At 33.6% G+C, this 19,525-nt stretch carries 23 protein-coding genes; 15 read left to right on the top strand and 8 right to left on the bottom strand.

The features are described from left to right. The first annotated feature begins 17 nt into the window (after positions 1-17). The 3 genes from F9279_RS04795 (at position 18) to F9279_RS04785 (ending at position 3,150) form a co-directional block, all read left to right on the top strand. On the top strand, positions 18-1,250 hold the full coding sequence (locus F9279_RS04795; protein ID WP_152111647.1) for a translocation protein TolB: 1,233 nt from the start codon (positions 18-20) through the stop codon (positions 1,248-1,250). A 269-nt stretch (positions 1,251-1,519) separates the two neighbouring features. Beyond that, on the top strand, positions 1,520-2,107 hold the full coding sequence (locus F9279_RS04790) for an NAD(P)H-dependent oxidoreductase (protein WP_152111646.1): 588 nt from the start codon (positions 1,520-1,522) through the stop codon (positions 2,105-2,107). A gap of 644 nt (positions 2,108-2,751) precedes the next feature. Then, positions 2,752-3,150, top strand: coding sequence for a hypothetical protein (locus tag F9279_RS04785; RefSeq protein WP_152111645.1), 399 nt, complete (start codon positions 2,752-2,754; stop codon positions 3,148-3,150). Positions 3,151-3,178: 28 nt separating this feature from the next. On the opposite strand, the gene F9279_RS04780 is transcribed toward F9279_RS04785, so the two are convergent. Beyond that, a complete protein-coding gene (locus F9279_RS04780) occupies positions 3,179-4,102 on the bottom strand; it encodes a DMT family transporter (protein WP_152111644.1) in 924 nt (307 codons plus the stop codon). Between the two features lie 112 nt (positions 4,103-4,214). Here F9279_RS04780 and F9279_RS04775 point away from each other — a divergent pair, with 112 nt between their 5' ends. The 7 genes from F9279_RS04775 (at position 4,215) to F9279_RS04745 (ending at position 9,703) form a co-directional block, all read left to right on the top strand. Next, the gene (locus F9279_RS04775) at positions 4,215-5,111 is read left to right on the top strand and encodes a helix-turn-helix domain-containing protein (RefSeq protein ID WP_152111643.1); all 897 of its coding nucleotides are present in this window, start codon (positions 4,215-4,217) and stop codon (positions 5,109-5,111) included. A gap of 14 nt (positions 5,112-5,125) precedes the next feature. Beyond that, a complete protein-coding gene (locus F9279_RS04770) occupies positions 5,126-5,629 on the top strand; it encodes a YxiJ family protein (RefSeq protein WP_193224449.1) in 504 nt (167 codons plus the stop codon). Positions 5,630-5,754: 125 nt separating this feature from the next. Continuing rightward, positions 5,755-5,949, top strand: a complete 195-nt coding sequence (locus tag F9279_RS04765; protein ID WP_152111641.1) for a hypothetical protein — start codon at positions 5,755-5,757, stop codon at positions 5,947-5,949. 112 nt (positions 5,950-6,061) lie between these two features. Continuing rightward, the gene (locus tag F9279_RS04760; protein ID WP_152111640.1) at positions 6,062-6,589 is read left to right on the top strand and encodes a hypothetical protein; all 528 of its coding nucleotides are present in this window, start codon (positions 6,062-6,064) and stop codon (positions 6,587-6,589) included. A gap of 533 nt (positions 6,590-7,122) precedes the next feature. Next, entirely contained in the window at positions 7,123-7,593 is a 471-nt protein-coding gene (locus F9279_RS04755) for a DUF5662 family protein (protein ID WP_152111639.1), read from the top strand. A gap of 869 nt (positions 7,594-8,462) precedes the next feature. Then, complete coding sequence (locus tag F9279_RS04750) at positions 8,463-8,720, top strand: hypothetical protein (protein ID WP_152111638.1); 258 nt, start codon at positions 8,463-8,465, stop codon at positions 8,718-8,720. A gap of 434 nt (positions 8,721-9,154) precedes the next feature. Next, complete coding sequence (locus F9279_RS04745; RefSeq protein ID WP_226793224.1) at positions 9,155-9,703, top strand: hypothetical protein; 549 nt, start codon at positions 9,155-9,157, stop codon at positions 9,701-9,703. Between the two features lie 412 nt (positions 9,704-10,115). Here the strand turns inward: F9279_RS04745 and F9279_RS04740 are convergent, their stop codons facing one another. Continuing rightward, positions 10,116-10,556, bottom strand: a complete 441-nt coding sequence (locus F9279_RS04740; protein ID WP_152111637.1) for an Lrp/AsnC family transcriptional regulator — start codon at positions 10,554-10,556, stop codon at positions 10,116-10,118. A 189-nt stretch (positions 10,557-10,745) separates the two neighbouring features. On the opposite strand from F9279_RS04740, the gene F9279_RS04735 reads away from it, so the two are divergent. Next, the gene (locus F9279_RS04735) at positions 10,746-11,960 is read left to right on the top strand and encodes an MFS transporter (protein WP_152111636.1); all 1,215 of its coding nucleotides are present in this window, start codon (positions 10,746-10,748) and stop codon (positions 11,958-11,960) included. Positions 11,961-12,552: 592 nt separating this feature from the next. After that, the gene (locus tag F9279_RS04730; protein WP_152111635.1) at positions 12,553-13,647 is read left to right on the top strand and encodes an L-dopachrome tautomerase-related protein; all 1,095 of its coding nucleotides are present in this window, start codon (positions 12,553-12,555) and stop codon (positions 13,645-13,647) included. 137 nt (positions 13,648-13,784) lie between these two features. On the opposite strand, the gene F9279_RS04725 is transcribed toward F9279_RS04730, so the two are convergent. The 6 genes from F9279_RS04725 to F9279_RS26190 all read right to left on the bottom strand — a co-directional run bounded on the left by F9279_RS04725 (position 13,785) and on the right by F9279_RS26190 (position 16,643). Then, a complete protein-coding gene (locus F9279_RS04725) occupies positions 13,785-14,084 on the bottom strand; it encodes a spore coat protein (RefSeq protein ID WP_152111634.1) in 300 nt (99 codons plus the stop codon). 17 nt (positions 14,085-14,101) lie between these two features. Then, on the bottom strand, positions 14,102-14,296 hold the full coding sequence (locus tag F9279_RS04720; protein ID WP_152111633.1) for a hypothetical protein: 195 nt from the start codon (positions 14,294-14,296) through the stop codon (positions 14,102-14,104). 16 nt (positions 14,297-14,312) lie between these two features. Next, positions 14,313-15,449, bottom strand: coding sequence for a zinc-dependent alcohol dehydrogenase (locus tag F9279_RS04715; RefSeq protein ID WP_152111632.1), 1,137 nt, complete (start codon positions 15,447-15,449; stop codon positions 14,313-14,315). Positions 15,450-15,467: 18 nt separating this feature from the next. Further along, a complete protein-coding gene (locus F9279_RS04710; protein WP_152111631.1) occupies positions 15,468-15,836 on the bottom strand; it encodes a spore coat protein in 369 nt (122 codons plus the stop codon). 16 nt (positions 15,837-15,852) lie between these two features. Then, entirely contained in the window at positions 15,853-16,098 is a 246-nt protein-coding gene (locus tag F9279_RS04705; protein WP_152111630.1) for a spore gernimation protein GerQ, read from the bottom strand. 203 nt (positions 16,099-16,301) lie between these two features. Then, entirely contained in the window at positions 16,302-16,643 is a 342-nt protein-coding gene (locus F9279_RS26190; RefSeq protein ID WP_413463194.1) for a CBO0543 family protein, read from the bottom strand. Between the two features lie 445 nt (positions 16,644-17,088). Here F9279_RS26190 and F9279_RS04700 point away from each other — a divergent pair, with 445 nt between their 5' ends. The 3 genes from F9279_RS04700 to F9279_RS04690 all read left to right on the top strand — a co-directional run bounded on the left by F9279_RS04700 (position 17,089) and on the right by F9279_RS04690 (position 19,521). Beyond that, positions 17,089-17,547 (top strand): MarR family winged helix-turn-helix transcriptional regulator, encoded by a 459-nt coding sequence (locus F9279_RS04700; protein ID WP_152111629.1) that lies wholly within the window; start codon positions 17,089-17,091, stop codon positions 17,545-17,547. A 70-nt stretch (positions 17,548-17,617) separates the two neighbouring features. Beyond that, the gene (locus F9279_RS04695; RefSeq protein ID WP_319020743.1) at positions 17,618-18,145 is read left to right on the top strand and encodes an arsinothricin resistance N-acetyltransferase ArsN1 family A; all 528 of its coding nucleotides are present in this window, start codon (positions 17,618-17,620) and stop codon (positions 18,143-18,145) included. A gap of 5 nt (positions 18,146-18,150) precedes the next feature. Further along, entirely contained in the window at positions 18,151-19,521 is a 1,371-nt protein-coding gene (locus tag F9279_RS04690) for an NAD(P)-binding domain-containing protein (RefSeq protein ID WP_152111627.1), read from the top strand. Positions 19,522-19,525 lie beyond the last annotated feature (4 nt).

Raw genomic sequence — 19,525 nt, 5'->3', positions numbered from 1 at the left:
CATTGGAGGGATGTTCTATGAAGAAGTACTTGTTCTTTTTGGTATTATTATTTCTAACTAGTTCTTTACATGTATGTGCAGAATCATCGCTATCTGCAGCGTTTATTAGAGATCATCAGCTATGGATAAAAAAGGGGGAAAAAGAAGAGCAAATCACAACAGATAAATTTGTCCTTTCCCCCAAATGGTCAAGTGATGGACGTTTTATAGCCTACCTAGATGGAGATGAAAAAGGAGAAAAGTCTGAACTTTTTATATATGATACACAAACAAAGATAAACTATCAGCCCTACGATCAAGTGAGTACATTTGACTTTAAATGGTCGCCTACTACTAATCAATTGGCGTATGTAGACCGAGGGATTCTAAATGTGACTAAATTAGAAAAGGGCATACCGAAAGGCTTTCAAAATGTATCTTTAGGTGTCAGTTCTTTTGAATGGTTTCCAAATGGTAAGGATTTAATCGTGTCAGCACAATCAGAATTAATACCAACAGGATGGGGACCAGTACCGCTTTTTAAGGTGCCAGTAAATGCTGAGCTGAATACAGAATTAGTAAAGCCTTTTTACACCATTCAAACAAATGAAAACGATCTTTTTGCTATTAATGCGAATTACTTTAAATGGAGTCATGATGGCAAGTGGTTAAGTTTACTTGCTATACCAACTGCATCATGGTCAAATGATAGTAACACATTATGTGTCCTTTCAAATGAAGGAAAGTCTTTTCAAAGTGTAGGTAAAATGCTTGGTAACGGAGAATGGGTAAAGTGGGCACCTTCTGCAAATCAACTAGCATATATATCAGGAGAAGGTAGATTCTTGGTGGAAAATAAGAAAACGACCATTGCTGATATCCCTATATTTAGACAACAAAAAGAATATACTCCAAAAGGAAATGTAGATCTCGATTTAGAGTGGTTTTCTTCGGACATCGTCTTAGTTGCAAGAGCTAAAGAAAATAAAGAGTGGAAGGAAGGTCCCGTTCCAACCATGTTTACAGCACTTTATGCCATTAATCTTAAGTCTAATGAGCAAAAACAAATGACGTATCCGGATGGGCTGGAATTAGACAACTCGATCCAAGTCGTAAACTCTACTATAACTTGGTTAAGAAGAAATGAAAAAGCAAATAACCAAAATATCTGGATTAAAGAAGGTTTATCTGGAAAAGAGTATATTTGGATTAAAAATGTAGATGCTGCACCAGCTATTTATACTACTGGATTAGAATCCCTTAAACAGTAAAAAACGTTAATGAATCTAGCTCCTACTAGTGTAGGGGCTTTATTTTATTTTGGTAGGCAATTTTCATTTAGTGGAGTGACTGTTAGTGAAAGGTGATTGGAAATGATCTACTTTAACTCAGGGCAGACAGTGCGTGATAAGCTTCCAATAAAGTTTTATAAACACCTCCTTCATTATTTTTTGAAGTTTAACAGAATAAACAAAACTTTTTTCATTCTTCAACGTATTAATAGCTACCATCTAATTTGCCCATTAAAGGAGTTCTATTTATGAAGATGTTAATTGTTTACACCTATCCTAATCATACTAGCTTAAATGATGCTTTTCTACAAAAAGTAAAATTAGGAAGTAGCGAAAATCCTTCTATTGAAGAAGTCCAGATATTGGATTTATACGAAGAGGACTTTAACCCAGTATTAGTTTTTCATAAAGAAAAAAGAAGAAGAGATATGTATAAAGAGCCTAGCCTCGAAAAATATCGACAACAAATAAAGTGGGCAGACAAAATAGTATTTATATATCCAATATGGTGGGGAAGACCACCTGCCATGCTACTAGGATATATTGATCAACTATTTGCCGCTAATTTTGCTTATCGTGATAAAAAAGGATTATTTCCAGAAGGCTTACTAAAAGGGAAATCCGTTATTTGCATCTCTACTATGAAAGGGCCAACCTTTTATCCATTATTATGGCTAAATAATTCCCATAAGGTATTAATGAAAAGAGCGCTATTTAGTTTTGTTGGAATAAAAAAAGTGAAGTTTTTTGAATTTGGGAATATGGAGAATAAGCAGGGAAACCAGCATAAAAAGCTGGAGAAGGTTTATCGTTATATGAGGAAAGTTGCTACTTAAGGGAAGTATATATATTATTGCCAGATCATCAGAACAAAGGGATGAGCGCAACAAAGTAGAGTCCGAGCGCAATAAAGAGCAGGGTTTGCGCAACAAAGTAGAATCCGAGCGCACAAAGAGCAGGGTTTGTGCAACCAAGTAGAATCCGAGCGCAATAAAAAGCAGGGTTTGTGCAACCAAGTAAAATCCGAGCGCAACAAAGTAGAGTCCGAGCGCAATAAAAAGCAGGGTTTGCACAACCAAGTAAAATCCGAGCGCAATAAAAAGCAGGATTGTAGTGGCAAGGTAATCATGTACAATTTTGACTACTTAAGAATGTGCAAAACTTACTATTTCTGGTTTGCTTCTGTTTCGGCTTTTTTATTAACATGATGAAAGCCCATTTTCCTGGATTGCAAACAAATCGGTCGTTCATTTTCAAGATGAAAGCCCCTTTTTCTGTTTTGCACAAAAAAAGGTCGTTCATTAACATGATGAACAACCTTTTTTCTAATTCATAAAGAGTGGAACAAAATTATTTCAACTAGGTGCTTTTGCGCCACTTTCTCTTATGTAAAAGCAGAAAAAATATAAAAAACAATAGATATGGTATAGTCCTAGATTCATAGAATACAATGATACCTAAGAGAAAACGAGGTGATCATATGGTAAATCTAATTAGAAAGATGAAGTTGATGACAGCTTACGTATCTGGAGGTATCTTCTACTTATTAACTATAGTCCTTCATCTACTCGTTATAGTAGAAAAAATTCCGTTTACTTGGGTAAATGGAGGAAGAACAGAATCTTTTGCTCTTCAGCTTCGAATCTCTATGATAAGTATTATAATTACTGTTTGTTTAGGATTTATCTTCCTTATCATTACAAGAATTAAACGTAATCAATCCAATAGAGTAGTGAACATACTAGTATGGCTTCTCGTTTTGTTTTATACAATAGGATTTATTCAACAAATGCTTGGAACACCTTTTGAAAAGATCGTATGCTCCGTTATTTTATTGCTAGGAATTCTTTCACACCTTCGATTGGCATTAGAAAAATAGTCTTAACTAGAGATAAACTTTTCGTATCTTAATAGGATTGTTCGAGTTCAGTAGGATTTATCTTTTCCTTATGTAAAGCCATGTACAAAATCATGAAAAGAATGAATATTGTCCCAAGCCACTGTAAACTACCAAAGGGTTCTTTTAACCAGAAAACAGTTGTTAAAACAGCTGCTAGTGGTTCAAGACTGCCTAAAAGACTAGATTCTTTAGGTAATAGGCTTTGTAAGCTTTCTAAATAGAACCAAAAGGCAATCATCGTACCAAAAATAATAACAAAAGCTAGATACAAATAGGCTTCTAAAGGCAATGCTCTCCAATCTATTTGCCATGGTGGATGAATGAAGCTTAATGCGAATCCACCTATTATCATTGCCCAACCAACAATAACAAGAGAATGAAATTGCTTGAGTAAAGGAATCGCATATAAAGTATAAAACGCAAGAGCAACGGCCGATAATACACCCCATATAATAGCTGCTGTAGGAACAGTTAACTTGGAAATGGAGCCATTTGTTAATAAGAAAAAATTCCCTGATAAAGCTAGTATAATGGTAATAACATCTTTTTTTGTAAGAATTGCTTGCTTACGAATGATTAAGAAAAGAATGATCATGACAGGTGCTAAATATTGTAATAATGTGGCAATGGCTGCATTTCCATGTTGAATACTTGCCATATAGGTATACTGAACAGATAGCATGCCAACTAAACCAAAAATGACTAACGAAAACGCATTGTTTTTCTTTTTCCAAACTCCTATTATTTGCGAACGATCATTACTAAAGAAATGGAGAAGTAATAGTAATATCCCTGCTACTAATAATCTAGTTGCTACAAGCCAATTCACATTAATTTCATATTCATCAAACAGCTTTTTAGAGACTGTTCCTCCAATTCCCCAAAAAATGGCACCAGTAATAACAAAAAATATGCCTTTTTTTCTGTTCATCTTTTTATCTCCTTATATATAAAAATAGTGTATAGTATGGTTAATCATAAAGAATAAAACAAGAAAATAATACGTAAATAGAATGGAAAAATACAAGAATATTGAGGTAAGTATGCAAATAAAAGATTTTATGATTGATCACCAATTAAGAGAGTTAACGGAACATCGTACAGTGGTATTACCAATGGCTTGTTATCAAACAAAGATAAAAAACAATATCAATGGTTATATTCCACTTCATTGGCATAGTGAATTTCAGTTTGTGATCATAATAGAAGGAGCTTGTATTTTTCATGTTAATGAAAATAAAATAACTCTTCAAAAAGGGGAGGGACTCTTTATCAATAGTGGCTGCTTACATATGGCAAAAGAGATAGATTTCACTAATTGTGAGTATATTTGTTTAAATATTGCACCTAGCTTTATGCTTTCACATGAACTTTTTTCTACCTATGTAAACCCGTACGCTCATGCAACAAATATACCTTTTATCCTCTTACAATCGAAGGATGAATGGGCAAGTAATATACTAAATTCTATCCTAGAAATTAGTACATTATTAAGAGAAACTCCTTTCCATTACGAGCTGGATATTAGTATGCATATAACTTTCATGTGGAAAAATCTTATTACGAATGGAGTGCAAATAGAACAACAACAAGCTGAAGTAGTTAAAAATGATAAAATGAAAAAGATGCTAATATGGATACATGCTCATTACACAGAAAAAATTCTATTAGAGGACATTGCTAGAGCAGGCAATTTAAGTCGTTCAGAGTGTTGTCGCTATTTCAAGAGAATATTGAAAACAACTCCATTACATTATGTAAACGATTTTCGCATTCAGAAAAGCTTGCAATTACTAGAAGAGCAAGATTTCCATGTAACAGATGTTGCTTATCAAGTGGGTTTTAATAGTACCAGCTACTACATAGATAAATTTAAACAGAAAATGGGAATAACACCACTCGCCTATAAAAAAAGGAAAGAGAAGAAGGAGTTTTCATAAAGTTATGGTATAATTTGCTAGAAAGTCAGAATTTAATAGGTGATCGTTTGAATTTTATGTCCATTCCAACACAAAATGTGAGAAGAAAATCCTTTCCTAGCCAAATATTAGCTTATTATGAGTATATGCTCCAAGTGGTTAGTAGAGAAAAGCATCCTAACACAATAAAGAATTGTATGCAACTTCATCTCCTAAAGCCCTTCCCATCTTCTACAATCAGAAAATTGCAAGATGATTATCACAGCGAATTCCGAGAAGAATGGTGTTTAAATGGTGACTTAAATACCTATTGGGCAAATATTTACGCATGTTTTAGTTATCTTGTAAAACAACAAGTCGATGACTTAAAAAACAGCCAGTTAAAATGGCTGGAGAAGTCCTTCTTTCAGCTGTTTGAGCAGTATGAATTTTTAGAAGAACGAATAGAAAAGTATCCAGACTTTTACCAGGAATACATGGAATATGAAAAAGCACGTATACTAATTTTATATTATATTCACTTAAATAAAGCAATCTAACAAAACAAGCAGCCACAAAGACCCCTTTTGTAAAAAGCAGCAATAGATAATGTTTTTTAGTACTTTCACAAATAAGAGAAAATAGTTTATACTAGACTAACTAATGTATAAAAGGAGTAATAAACATGACAGAAAACAAATCATCAGAAACACCAAAAAAGAAAATTAGTTTACAAGAGGCAATGAAGCTGCAATTGGAGAAAAAGAAGAACCAGTCAGGTGCAGGAAATGGAAAAATGAATGCTGATCTTTCAACAAAAAAAATGAAGAGCCAGCAATCGAAAAAACCGAGTAATACAAGAAGAAAAATGGGTGTGTAATGGCTAAGCATTTGAGGAATTATTCCTTGAATGCTTTTTTCTATGAAGAGGAGAATTCGAATTTACATAGAAGTAGTAAAAAAGGATTCATCCTGTTTAATAGGAGGTAGTAATGAAAGTATATACATACAAGCCCCCAAAAGTGAAAAGCTCAACCAAGTCATCAAACGTTGTAAATGAGAAAGGAGAGATTGTCTGCAGCTTTAAGCGAACATTTAAGTATAAATGGAATAGAATAGCAGACCTATTTCTCGAAAATAATTATTTTGTTCAATATGACATCTATTCTGTTGATGGAAGTTTACTGTATCAAGGTACTAAAATACCAAGATGGGGGAAAACACAATATAAAATCATCCATACAGCTACAAAGGAAGAATTTCATATAACTTACTTAAGCTGGCAAACCGTTTCTCCTGAAATGCAAATAGCTTCCACTTCCACATCTCAAACATTTGTCGTGAAAAAGGATGTAATGGAAAGAGCAAGAATTTATTATAATGATATAGAAATAGCAAGATGGGATATGAAAATGATGAAACTTTTTCAATCCACTATACAGATAGAAGAAAGCTCACCAATCCAGGATCCCGCTTTTTTTGTTTGTTTTTTTCAGTGTGTTTTTTACTTGGGTAATTGATTAATATTAGAATGAATATATCATTGGCGTGTCAATCAATGAGAAGAAAGACTGCTTTGAAGTTCTTATAGAGAGCTATTTTTGTAGCAGCACTTATGGATCTTCAGTTATAAAATTAATGGATGACTGGATTTATTTATGGACAATCGTTACTAAAAAATAGAGAGGGAATCGTATTTTCAAACTCTTAATGAGTACAGGTATGAATGTCGTTATTTATATAAAATTCATAATACCTATTAACTCTACAATAATTTCTTATGATAAACGTCTAAAACCCCTTGCTACATGAGGTATTAGGCGTTTTCTTTATTATATTATAATTCATGTTAAGAAGGATTAACGCTTGTTTTATGTAAAGAGAAGGAGTCTCAATGTAACTATTTGAGCAGTAATTCTATAACTAGTGAAAACTTACTTCTGGTAGAAAATGGTAGTATTTGATTTAAGAGTAATTAAGTTTTAATAAAGGAACTTATATTAAACACATGGAATATGAATAGAGTAAATTTCTTGTCAGGGGGTCGAATTTTATGTTTAAGTCTTACTGGAGAAACTTTCTATACATCCTTGAACACAAACTTAATGTCTTAGTTGAATGTTGGCAAGAAGGATTAATCATACAGGGTATTACGCACGATTTATCAAAATTTAAACCAAAAGAATTTTTCCCTTATTCTAAAAAGTTCTTCTACAAAGGAGAAAAAAACTTAGAAGATGAATTAAAATGGAAGTATGCTTGGCTTAACCACCAACATCAAAATAAACATCATTGGGAGTATTGGGTTATTGACCCCAGTAATAATCAGGTAGTGCCTATGCCGAGAAAATATTTAATTGAAATGGTTTGTGATTGGAGATCCTTTTCAAGAAAATGGGGAAGTAAGGTTAAACACTCAAGTTTAGATCTTACCGAGAAAATAATATTGCATGAAGATACAAAGAAAGCACTAATAGAAATTATGAAGAGAAAACGAGAAGAAGAAAGTAAAAAAATTAGTTAGTTTAAGTGGAAAAATTCACAAGTTATTAGCAGATTGCTGGATTAGATAAAACATAAATACCTAGTTTTACATTAAGACTACTTAATAATGTTTATCCAGCAATTTTTATTTGATTTCGATATTATTAGATACAATCTTTCTTGGGGTTTACTTTTATTATAAAAATATATGCCTTTTTAAAAATACATTTAGGGAGTAGAAAAAATGAGAATGGAGACTTCTATTTACTAAAGAAATCAGCCGTTTAAGGCTAGATCGCCAGAAGTGCAGGACAAATGAAATTAGAAGGATTATTGAAATAGACATAAATCTCTTGCTGAAGGCAATTGAAATTATTGAATCCGATGAATAAGATTAACTTGAGGGCTGCTCTAATAAGCAGCTTTTTTACCATTTGTTTTGGATTATTCTATCTATATTGGATTTAGGTTCTTTTATTTCTAAGTTACCGTATGTGAACTACCAAGACCATAATAATTACATTTATGGTAAAATAGTACAAAATGGTTTTAATAGGAGGTTAGAAATGAAAAAAAATATAATGAAGACGTCTATTTATACTTTTATAGTAACTATGGCAATATTATTGGTCTTTATTCCAAGAACGAAAATGACAACAGATCTACATGGAATTGGTTCTGCATTTGAATATACTTACCCAGAATATTTTTTAATGCTTTTAAAATATTCAATTATTTTTAGTTGTATTGTTACTATCAGTTTTTATATCTTCATATCTTACAGAAGTTATAAAAGGTAAGTAAGATTAATCAAATAATTGAATGGTAATATACAGTTAATCCTTAGGAGCAACTATAAAGTGTAAGAAAGAAACAAACAGGGCTGGTTGTATTTGGAGGCAAGATAAATTGAAAAGAATAGTTAATATTGGTTATCTAAACATTGTAATTGGTTTTATATTTATATTTTTCAGTGTTAGATTCGGAAATTCAATAGCTGAAAACTGGTTATATAAACAAGGAAGTGTAGACACTTCTATATACCTAATCGCAATTCAAGGCTACATAAATAGTTTTCTGACGGCAGGAAGAATACTTCTAGGAATTGGCCTTTTCACCATTGTTTTTGGTTATTACAAAATACTTAAGCTTAGTGAAATAGAGTAATAAATAGTATGTTCTTCTTATTTGTTTGTAATTCTCGACGAAGAACAGTTAAACAGAACTAATAATCTTAGCTTTATACTTAGATATAATTACTTCACGTTCAAGGAGGAAAGGATGATTATTTTATTAATATTAATTATTATTGGTTTACTAACAATAATTAGAAATTTATCTAAGATGGTAAAGCAAAATAATATAATAATAGATATTCTAAGTGATATACGAATAAAAATGAATGATAACAAGAATAGTCAGGGATAAATAACTAACAAGGGCTTTCCTTATGCTAGGGAAGCTCCTTTGTTATATTGCTATAGAGGCAGGATACTTCAAAAATGATTTTCCATTACACTTATAGAACATTACATAAAAACCGAAAGTAGAAAGCATATGATAAAAAAGGAGATTAAATTGATAAAGAGAGGAGGTACACGATGATAAAAAGTAAATTGGCACTCATTAGTTCAGTTATTATTTTTGGTATATGTATGTACTTATATTTCCCGTATCCTAATAATGTAATGATAGAAGCACGTTCTACATTCATGTCATTTCCAATTCGCAATCAGAATGGCTATATTTTACTTGGTATAATTGGATCCATTTTGTTTGTAATCGCTATGATTTTACTTGTCATTGGTATGAAGAAATATCACTTTCGAACCATAATAATAGTTGTAATAGTATATGCACTTTTACCCAATCTTCTAATTACGATGTACCAGGAAACGTTAGCAAGTGGCATTACAGCAATTTCATACGATGGTAATGGCAAGTGCAATTTTGAGACTGTGAGCAAAGACTTATTGAATGGAGAATGCATTCTTGTATTACATAAACGAAGTAATGAGGCTGTTTCATTCGAATTAGAATTTATAGATTCTTCTTTCATGGAAGACGAAGTACGAATGGAGTCACTAATGAATTTAGCTGGTCCATATAGTATTACAATAGAAGCTAATAGAAAAAAACTATTCATTTGAAGGAATTATTCCAATTATCAGATGTTCCACAGCATATTGATGGAGGAACATCATCTGATATTCATTTTAAGTTAATTGACGGGGAGACTACACGCATTTTATAGTAGATGTTTTAATCTGTTAAATATAGAAATTACACACCTATTGAATATTTAAAATAAAGTAAAAGTGGTATAAAACTCTATTGAATTAGCAAAATATTTTTTGAAATCTTGCTTATGGTAGAAAAGGGGAGGTTTGTTGAATAAGGATCACAAAAAAATTAAGGTGTTTATGAGTCTGAATACTAAATTAAAAAGAAAGAATCCATTTTGAACAAACATTTTTTAAATGGATTCTTTCTTTTTGATTTATAAAAAGGGTAAAGATGAGCGTTTAAACATAGTTATTTTCAACATATATCTTTAAAATTCTATTCAGCACTTAAATTTGGAATTAATGGTTTATTATCAATAGGTGATGATAAGGAAATCAATGTAGTAGAATCTCCATACTTCATACTATCATTTTCAAATAATTCAAGTTCCTTTGTTGATTCAACTACTACTTTAATCAAATAATTGTGTTCACCGCTAATTCGGTGACATTCTACTACCTGTAAAGCCTCCTTACAATAATCAACGAAATTATTGCACTTTGTAGTCCGAAAAAGGATAAAAGCCACAGTGGATTTTCCAACTTTCTCATTGGAAACTATAGCACTATATCTTTTTATCACTCCTTGTTCTTCTAATCTTTTTACCCTTTCCGTTATTGCTGGTTGAGATAGCCCTATAAGTTTTCCAAGGGAAGTCATTGACAACCGAGCATCTGATTGTAAACACATTAGTATATCTCTATCGATACTATCCATATTAAGTACACCTTCCTATTATAAGACGTTTATGTCCCCCTAAATCATTATATTGCATTTCAAATGTAATATCATTAAATTTCGTTTATTTTATAGTTAAATACAGAATAATACCTTTATTATCTTATGTAAAACTTAAAATACTGTTAGTATAATTAATCCATCAACTAATCAGGGGGAATTTTATAAATGGATAATAACATTAATATAACTAAACAAAATGAAGAGTCATATTCAATACCTTCAGAACGTCTTCCTTGGGCTGGTTTAATTGCACTAGCTATGGCTGGATTCATATGTATTCTTACGGAAACTATACCAGCTGGTCTATTAATACCGATAAGTGAAGGACTTGGTGTGTCAGAATCTTTAGCGGGTCAACTTGTTACGGCTTATGCTCTAGGCTCATTAATTGCGGCTATTCCTATAACTACTGCAACACAAGGGTGGCATAGGAAACGTTTGCTTCTTTTATGTATTATTGGGTTCCTTGTATTTAATACTATTACAGCTCTATCTTCTAGTTTAACTTTAACTATATTAGCTCGTTTCTTTGCGGGTGTAACTGCTGGAGTACTGTGGGGGATGACCGCGGGATACGCACGACTTTTGGCTCCAAAGTCATTGAAGGGAAGAGCAATGGCTGTAGCTATGATTGGTACTCCTCTTGCATTAGCTTTTGGTGTTCCTGTTGGGACATTTCTTGGCGCTCTTGTTGGTTGGAGATTGGTCTTCGGCATCATGTCACTTTTAGCAGCATTATTAATTTTATGGATTATCTGGAAAATGCCAGACTTTCCTGGTCAAACATCTGAAAAGCGAATGACCCTTCTCAAGGTTTTCATTACCCCTGGTGTTCGCCCCATTTTGTTTGTTGTATTGGCTTGGATACTTTCTCATAACATACTTTATACTTATATCGCACCATATCTTGCCGAAGCAGGTCTTTCTCAACGAGTTGATTTAGTTTTACTTATTTTTGGCATTACATCCTTAGTTGGAATCTGGGTTATAGGTGTATTCATTGAACGTATATTACGTACTTTAGTTTTATTTAGTCTGGCTGGGTTTGGATTGGCTACATTAGCATTAGGTATCGGAATTAGTGAACCTACTATCATTTATATTGCTGTAGCTTTATGGGGTTTAACCTTTGGAGGAGCAGCAACACTTACGCAAACAGCAATAGCAGATAATACGAAAAAAGGTGCTGATATTGCCCAATCTATGTTAGTTACTGTTTGGAATCTCGCTATTGCTGGCGGGAGTGCAATTGGAGCAATTTTGATGGAATCATTTGACGTGAGTTCTTTTTCATGGGTCATGTTTATTCTCATTCTACTTGGATTCCTAGTAGCGTTTCGTGCAAATGTTTATGGGTTTCCTCCAAAAAACAATGAATAAGTCATGATATTTCCTTGAAAGAAAATAGTCGTCCCCCTTAAAGAGGGGTTATCATTGGATTTCCTAAATAAGTAGTTCAGTGTAAACCGAATTTTAAAAAAGTTGATATAATATGTGTAAACATTTTACCATTTATCTGGAGTTAAGAAATGTGTTGGAACCATTGATGACTTGATTGCAGCAGTAACAAAGTAAGGGAAGTTATTAAGCTAACGGGCGATATGAAAGAAGAACAGCTACTGATCTAAGCAGGATTAATGACTTCTTTTGTCTTTTGTTAAAGTAATGGGGCAACATTCCTGTAATAAGTAAAACTTTGCTTATGGTAGAAACGTGGCAGTTTAGCTTAAGTGCATTTCTTCACAAATTTTAAGGGTTTTGTGATTTTTTATAACGGTTTAATCTGATTCAGGAATATTGAACTTCACTACCTGCTACTTGAATTTTTCTTCATCTGGAGACCTTTAAATTAAAATTCGAAAACAATGTTTTCAATCATCTTTTCATTTAGAAAACTCGTTAAGAACATGCACTAGAAAAAATATAAATCATATATAGGTGATATCCCGTTTGATTTCTTGAGGAGGATATTATGAAACCTATGTTACCTAGTGAAAAATATTTCGGAAATTTAGAACTGGTTTATACATTTTATGGGGCTATGCCTACAGGTGTTACAGTTTCAGAAACCGGTCGTATTTTCATTTGCTTTCCAAAATGGGGTGACGATGTTAAATTTACGGTGGCGGAAATTGTTGGGGATAAATTACAGCCATATCCCAATATACAAACCAATTTGGTTAAGCCCGAAAATATCACAACGACTTTCATCAGTGTTCAAAGTGTAGTGGCTGATGGAAGGGGAACGGTTTGGATATTAGATACAGCAGCACCCAATTTTTCTGAGCCTATTAAAGGAGGGGCAAAATTAGTCGCTGTTGATTTAAAAACCAATACAATAAGAAATGTATATACCTTTACAGAAGATGTTGTTCTGCCTACAACTTATTTGAATGATGTCCGTTTTGATTTTCGTGTTGGAAAAGCAGGTTATGCCTATATAACGGATTCTTCATCAAGAGGACCAGGAGCTATTATCGTCGTAGATTTATCAAATGGAAATGCGTTTAGACGGTTAAATGGAGCAAGTTCAACTTCACCTGATCCCTATTGTTTACCGAAAGTAGAAGGTCAAATTTTAATGAATCGAAACAAAGATGGTTCAACTTCCCCATTTAGATTAGCATCTGACGGTATTGCGATTTCTCCCGATGGAAAGGTATTATTCTTTTGTCCACTAACAAGCCGTCATCTGTTCTCGATTTCAACAGAAGCCCTTAGAGACAGAACGATACCGGATATGGATTTACCTTATCTTGTGGAGTATTGGGGAGAAAAAGGTGCGTCAGATGGAATGATCACTGATGCAAAGGGAACAGTTTATGCTGGAGATTATGAAAGTAACAGTATCCGTAAAATATTACCAAATGGCATAATAGAAACTATCGCACATGAACCGAGAATTTTGTGGCCGGATACTTTTTCAATTGGTCCGGATCAATATTTGTATGTCATTGTGAACCAATTACATCGGCAGCCTAGATTTCATTATGGAAAAGACCTACGACAGAAACCTTATAGTTTACTTCGTATCAAAATTGATCAATTTCCTGCTCCGACCTTTTGATAAAAAAGTAGTCAATTAATTGTTTTCATTATTTAGTGTAAACACGATAAAGCCAGAAGTATTAACTCTATTGACTTCTGCCAAATAAACCCCATTTCTAGGAACAGTTTACTTGTTAAACTGTTCCTAGAAATTTTTTATAGTGTCGGTAAATTCAATGCTGTATTGATATTATTTAAATCTAAACTGATCTGTTCGTTTGTATTCCAAGCATGGTACCAGCCCTTTGCTACCATATATGCGGATATTTGTTCATGCAAATCAAGAGCTTCCACTAAATGGCGAGTGAGCATTTCTTTAATTTCAGGTGTTCCTGCTTCCGTAACTGCCATGGCATAATTTCTAACTCCACTTTTAGCTGAAATCAATAAATCCATTGTAACTACTTGGTCGGATAGTGCGTTCATGCCAGTTAAATTTTCAATGATTGAATTCATGTTTATTCATCTCCTAATTACTGCTTAGCGTTCGAAAGAACAGACGCATATTCTTGTAATTGTCTTGTAGACACATCAATGTCTAACTGCATAATATCTTTTAATTGCTGGTCTGTAACTAACGCTCTCATCGTTTTTGATTTAGTCAAGCAAGTTGTCTTAAATGCAGCTATCTCATGGACTTCAAGAACTTCATGTAAAGCATAGTTCATTTTATTATCTCCTTCCTTAAGGTTTCAACAAGACCTTAATACAATCATCCAGTTTTGCGTCAAAAATTTCATATCCACGTTTTGCTTCACTAAGTGGAAGTACATGACTCACGACATCTCCTGGGTCAATTTTTCCCGTCGAAACTAATTCAAACATATATGGCATATAATGAATCACAGGTGCTTGTCCAGAGCGGATATTCACGTTTCGCTGCATAATATCTCCAAAAGGGAAACCATTGTATCTGCCGCCGTAAACGCCAGTAACTTGAATTGTCCCGCCTTTACGCACAGCTTGTGAGGCTATGATAAATGCACTTAATGCTCCACCTTGAAGTTTCATCCCGCTCGCAAGGAATTCCATATCAGTCATTTTACCGTCCATACCGACAGCGTCAATGACAACATCTGCACCGCCTTTAGTGATTTCTTTAAGATAACTTCCTACATTCTCATGGTCCTCAAAGTTAACAATTTCTACTTTGTTGGTGCGCTTGGCGTGCTGCAGTCGATAATTGACATAATCAACGGCAATGACTCGCTTTGCCCCTTTTAACCAACAGAATTTTTGAGCAAAAAGACCAACCGGACCACAGCCAAGAACAATAACTGTATCTCCATCCTTTACGCCTGCATTGTCAACACTCCAAAAACCAGTAGTCATCGCATCGGCAATAACAGCTAACTTTTCATCAGGTTCTTCACAAGTCTCTGGAATTTTGAAATGAGTAAAGTTGGCAAAGGGCACTCTTAGATATTCTGCTTGCCCACCTGGATAGCCGCCCGTCGTACCAGAATATCCGAAATAGGCACCCATATCACCATTATCATTAGAATTATCACATTGGCTTTCCAAAGAGTTTTTACAATAAATACATTCACCGCATGCTATATTAAAGGGGATAATGACTCGATCTCCCTTTTTTACCTTAGTCACACTTGGACCAACTTCTTCAACTATTCCCATTGGTTCATGGCCGATGACATAGTTTTCTTGCAGGTTAGGAATCATGCCGTGAATTAAATGTAAATCAGACCCACATATTGCTGTACTCGTTACTTTAATTATCATGTCATCTGGTTTTTCAATTTTTGGATCTGGAACTTCTTTGACTACAACATTTTTAATACCTTGATACGTAACTGCCTTCATGATATACAGCCTCCAGTGTTAGTGTTCATCAGGTGTCCGGTCAAACATTCCTTTTCTATTGGTCTCAACCGGGAATAGATTCATTTTTCCAATCATCACTGTATTGTTGGCAGAGAGTTGGTCTAGTTGATATTGTTCACTTAATTCGTATGGATGGAACCATTTTTTACTGAACATAAGTTCTGTAATTTCTTGGTGCATGGCAATACCTTGCATTAACTGGTTTCGTAAAAGGGTTCTAACATCTGGTGATGCAGACTCCGTTAATGCGACAGCAATATTGCGAACACCTTCTTTGGCACGAAGGAGGAAATCCATCGCAAATGTGGTATCTGCTAACTCAGGCATGTGTAGTGAGTTAATAGGGTCTAAATAGTCTTTATTCAAATTATTTACCTCCTTTTCAATTTACTATTGGTGTAGGTCGGTTTTGAGGGACTGGAGCTTCAAAAGGTGCACGTTGGTAAATTTTCTGTAATTCTCCAAGCGCTTGTATGGATTGTTCAACATCCTTTTGCATTAATGCTCTCAAATCTTGATCAAATACGAGTCCTTGCATTAGTTTTGATTTCGCTAAGCAAAGGGTTTTGAAATTAATAACTTCATGTAAATCCAATGATTCATGATCAGCTAATTTTTGAGTATCCATTCTATTTAGCCTCCTTATTCTTTAATACAATCAATTGTATTGTTCCATAATAGGAGGGAAACATTCTTCAATGCTTTTTATAAAATTTATATATTATCTTAAATAGTTGGAATAATTGATTAAGTGAGGGGGTCATTTTTTTATTCAAAAGGAGCAAGAAATACCTCATCCTATTTACTCTTATTGTTATTAAGAACCTACGTCTAAGAAATATCGTATTTATTATTGAAGAGACGTCTTATAACATACATTGAAAATCTTACCAATAAAAAGGAGAAAGAAAGCGAATAAAAAGTGGTTTTCCAATTCCAGCCCTTTTTATATTTAACAAGCTGTGTATTTCTTTCTAGCCAGTGCTCAGTAATAGTCATTGGGACACTGAAATACAGAACTTTTAAAAGGCACTGAAGGATGCGAGAATCCTTAGTGAGTTGGTTATAATAGACACATGTAATTGGGAAAAGTATGTAATCAAACAACAAGCTTGTTTTAACTTTACTTGGAAATCGGGAGGGATATTGAACATAACCCTTATTTACAACCAATTTATCGATCAATGATGCATAATAACTTTTTATAAAGAAAACGAGGAGCCAGTCCTTTGCAAGTGGTTTTTTAATTAAGTAAATAAAGGACCAATACCAAAGAAATAAAGCAATTTTATTAGTTTTTTTCAAATTTTCGTCCCATGTTTAGTACCTCCATTAGATAGGTTATCTCTGATGCAGGTAGTTATACTGACATTTTCTCTTAAACTAAAGGAGGCATTAATCTAAGAAGGATTAATGTTCTTTTTTGCTTCGGAACTAACGTGGCAGGATAGTTAAAGTGAAAATATTCACAAACTTGTCGGAGAAATCCTAATAACAAAACCCATTTTATAAGTATAATCTATAAAATTAAAATTAACTTGTCTAAAAAAATAAAAGTAAATATTATTTGACATTATCAATTAATGACGTTAACATTTAATTAGAGGCGATGATATATATGAAAACACAAGATAAAATTCAAATACGTGAATTGCTGCAGCAATTGGTAAGGGACTTTGGTCTTCTTCAGAAAGATGGATCAGATTGTTGTGGAATTACAGTATCACAAAGTCACATTGTCTATGAGTTAAGTAAGAGTCCCAATATATCTCTACAGACGTTGGCAGAAAAGTTAATGATGGATACAGGACTTTTAAGTCGTCAAGTTAATAAATTGGTTGAGCTTCGATTCATCTCAAGAGTTCCAGATCCTAATGATAGAAGGTATGTCCTTTTGTCACTTACAGTTGAAGGAGAATCGAAGGCAGATGAAATTTCCAATCAGATGGTGGAGTATCTCGGTAATATTTTCGAGCACATACAGGAAGATAAACATCAACAGGTTTTGGAAAGTCTAAGTTTGCTATTGGTTGCAATGAATAAAAATAATGGATTAGGTAGTTGTGCCACCAATTAAGGTGGCTTTCATTAAATATTATATTTGATAAAGTCAATTAATGAACAAGTCAATTAAGGGGGTAGAAGAAGTGATTAGGAAAGTGGAGGAAAGGGACTTATTAGAAATATTAGAGATATATAATCAAGGCATTCAAGATGGATTGGCCACATTTGAAGAGGATATCAAAGATGAAATTTATATTTACAATTGGTTTAGCCTTCATAAGGGAAGACATTGCGCTTTTGTCGCAACAAATGAACAAGGAGTAATAACTGGTTGGGCTTCCATAAATCCTTACAATACTAGGGCTGCTTATTATGGCGTAGGAGAACTATCCATATATATACATAGGGAATTTAGGGGCAAAGGAATTGGTCAGCAACTATTACTTGCCTTAGAAGAAGAAGCAAAAACACAAGATTTCTACAAACTGGTGCTCTTTACATTTCCTATAAATACTTTAGGCCAAGGTCTATATCGGAAGCTAAACTTTCGGGAGGTTGGATTATTTAAAAATCAAGGAAAATTAAGAGGGAAATTTGTAGATGTAATGATAATGGAAAAGTTGCTTTTTAATCAAGATTACTATTGTATTGTTAAAAACAAAGGAGAGTAATTACTATGTCTGAATTTAATATCTTATCATCTTGCTGTCAGCCATCTGATGAAACTCAAGAAAACACGTCCATCGATAAAGAACTACCTATTGCTATTATTGGAGCAGGTCCTGTAGGTTTAGCTGCTGCTGCTCATTTGATTCAATATAAGCAAAAAGTAATTATTCTAGAAGCTGGAACTGAAGTTGGAGCAAATATTCTAACATGGAAACATATAAGGCTATTCTCACAGTGGAAATATAACATCGATAAAGCAGCATCTTCTTTATTAGAGAAATATGGATGGGAAACGCCGGATTTAGAGGGAATACCTACTGGAAAAGAACTCGTGGAAAATTATTTAATACCATTATCAAAGATTCCAGAATTACAAGAAGTAATAGCTTTAAATAAAAAAGTCCTTTCTATAGCCAAAAAAAATATGGATAAAATGAAGACAGCTAACAGAGATAATGTTCCATTTGTTATTTACACTGAGCATAAAGGTACTATTCAAGTTATTGAAGCAAGAGCAGTCATTGATGCTACTGGTACCTGGGGGAACCCTAATCCAGCTAACTCCAATGGAGTTTGGTTAGAATCAGAACAATACCTGAGTGAAAACATCTTTTATGGGTTACCTGATATCTTGGGAGAAAGTATAAACCGTTATAAAAATAAGAAAGTAGCAGTTATAGGAAGTGGGCACTCTGCCATTAATGCTTTGTTAGAATTAGGGCGGTTAAAGGAAAAGAACCCTTTAACAGAAATTATATGGGTTATTCGAAAAGAACGTGTAGAAGATGCATATGGTGGAGAAGAGAAGGATGCATTAGAAGCAAGAGGATTATTAGGTAGCAAAATTCATGAAATGGTGGATAAAGGGAAAGTAAGAGTGCATACATCTTTTAGAGTCAAGGAGCTAATAAAAAATAATAATTCAAACATAAACATTAATGGAGAAGTAAAAGGTGTAAAATCTGAGATTCAATTAATTGATGAAGTAATCGTAAATACAGGAAATCGACCTAATTATTCTTTCTTGAATGAATTACGGACGAAAGTTGATTTTGCCACTGAAAGTGTGGAAGCAATTTCTTCTTTAATTGATCCTAACCTTCACAGCTGTGGAACAGTTCGACCACATGGTGAAAAGGAATTAAGACAACCAGAGAAGAACCTTTATATAGTTGGTTCTAAAAGCTATGGAAGGGCACCAACCTTCTTAATGGCAACGGGATATGAACAAGTACGTTCAATTGCTGCATATATGGCAGGCGATATAGAATCGTCAGAAAGAGTAGAGCTTGATTTACCTGAAACAGGGGTCTGTAGTGTGAATTTCTCAAATATTACTCCTGATAATAGTTGTAAGACAGATTCATGCTGCTCATAATAAT

It is taken from the genome of Bacillus sp. B1-b2 (genome assembly GCF_009183415.1).
Classification (GTDB): Bacteria; Bacillota; Bacilli; order Bacillales; family Cytobacillaceae; genus Niallia.
This window is presented reverse-complemented; position numbering and strand designations above follow the sequence as displayed.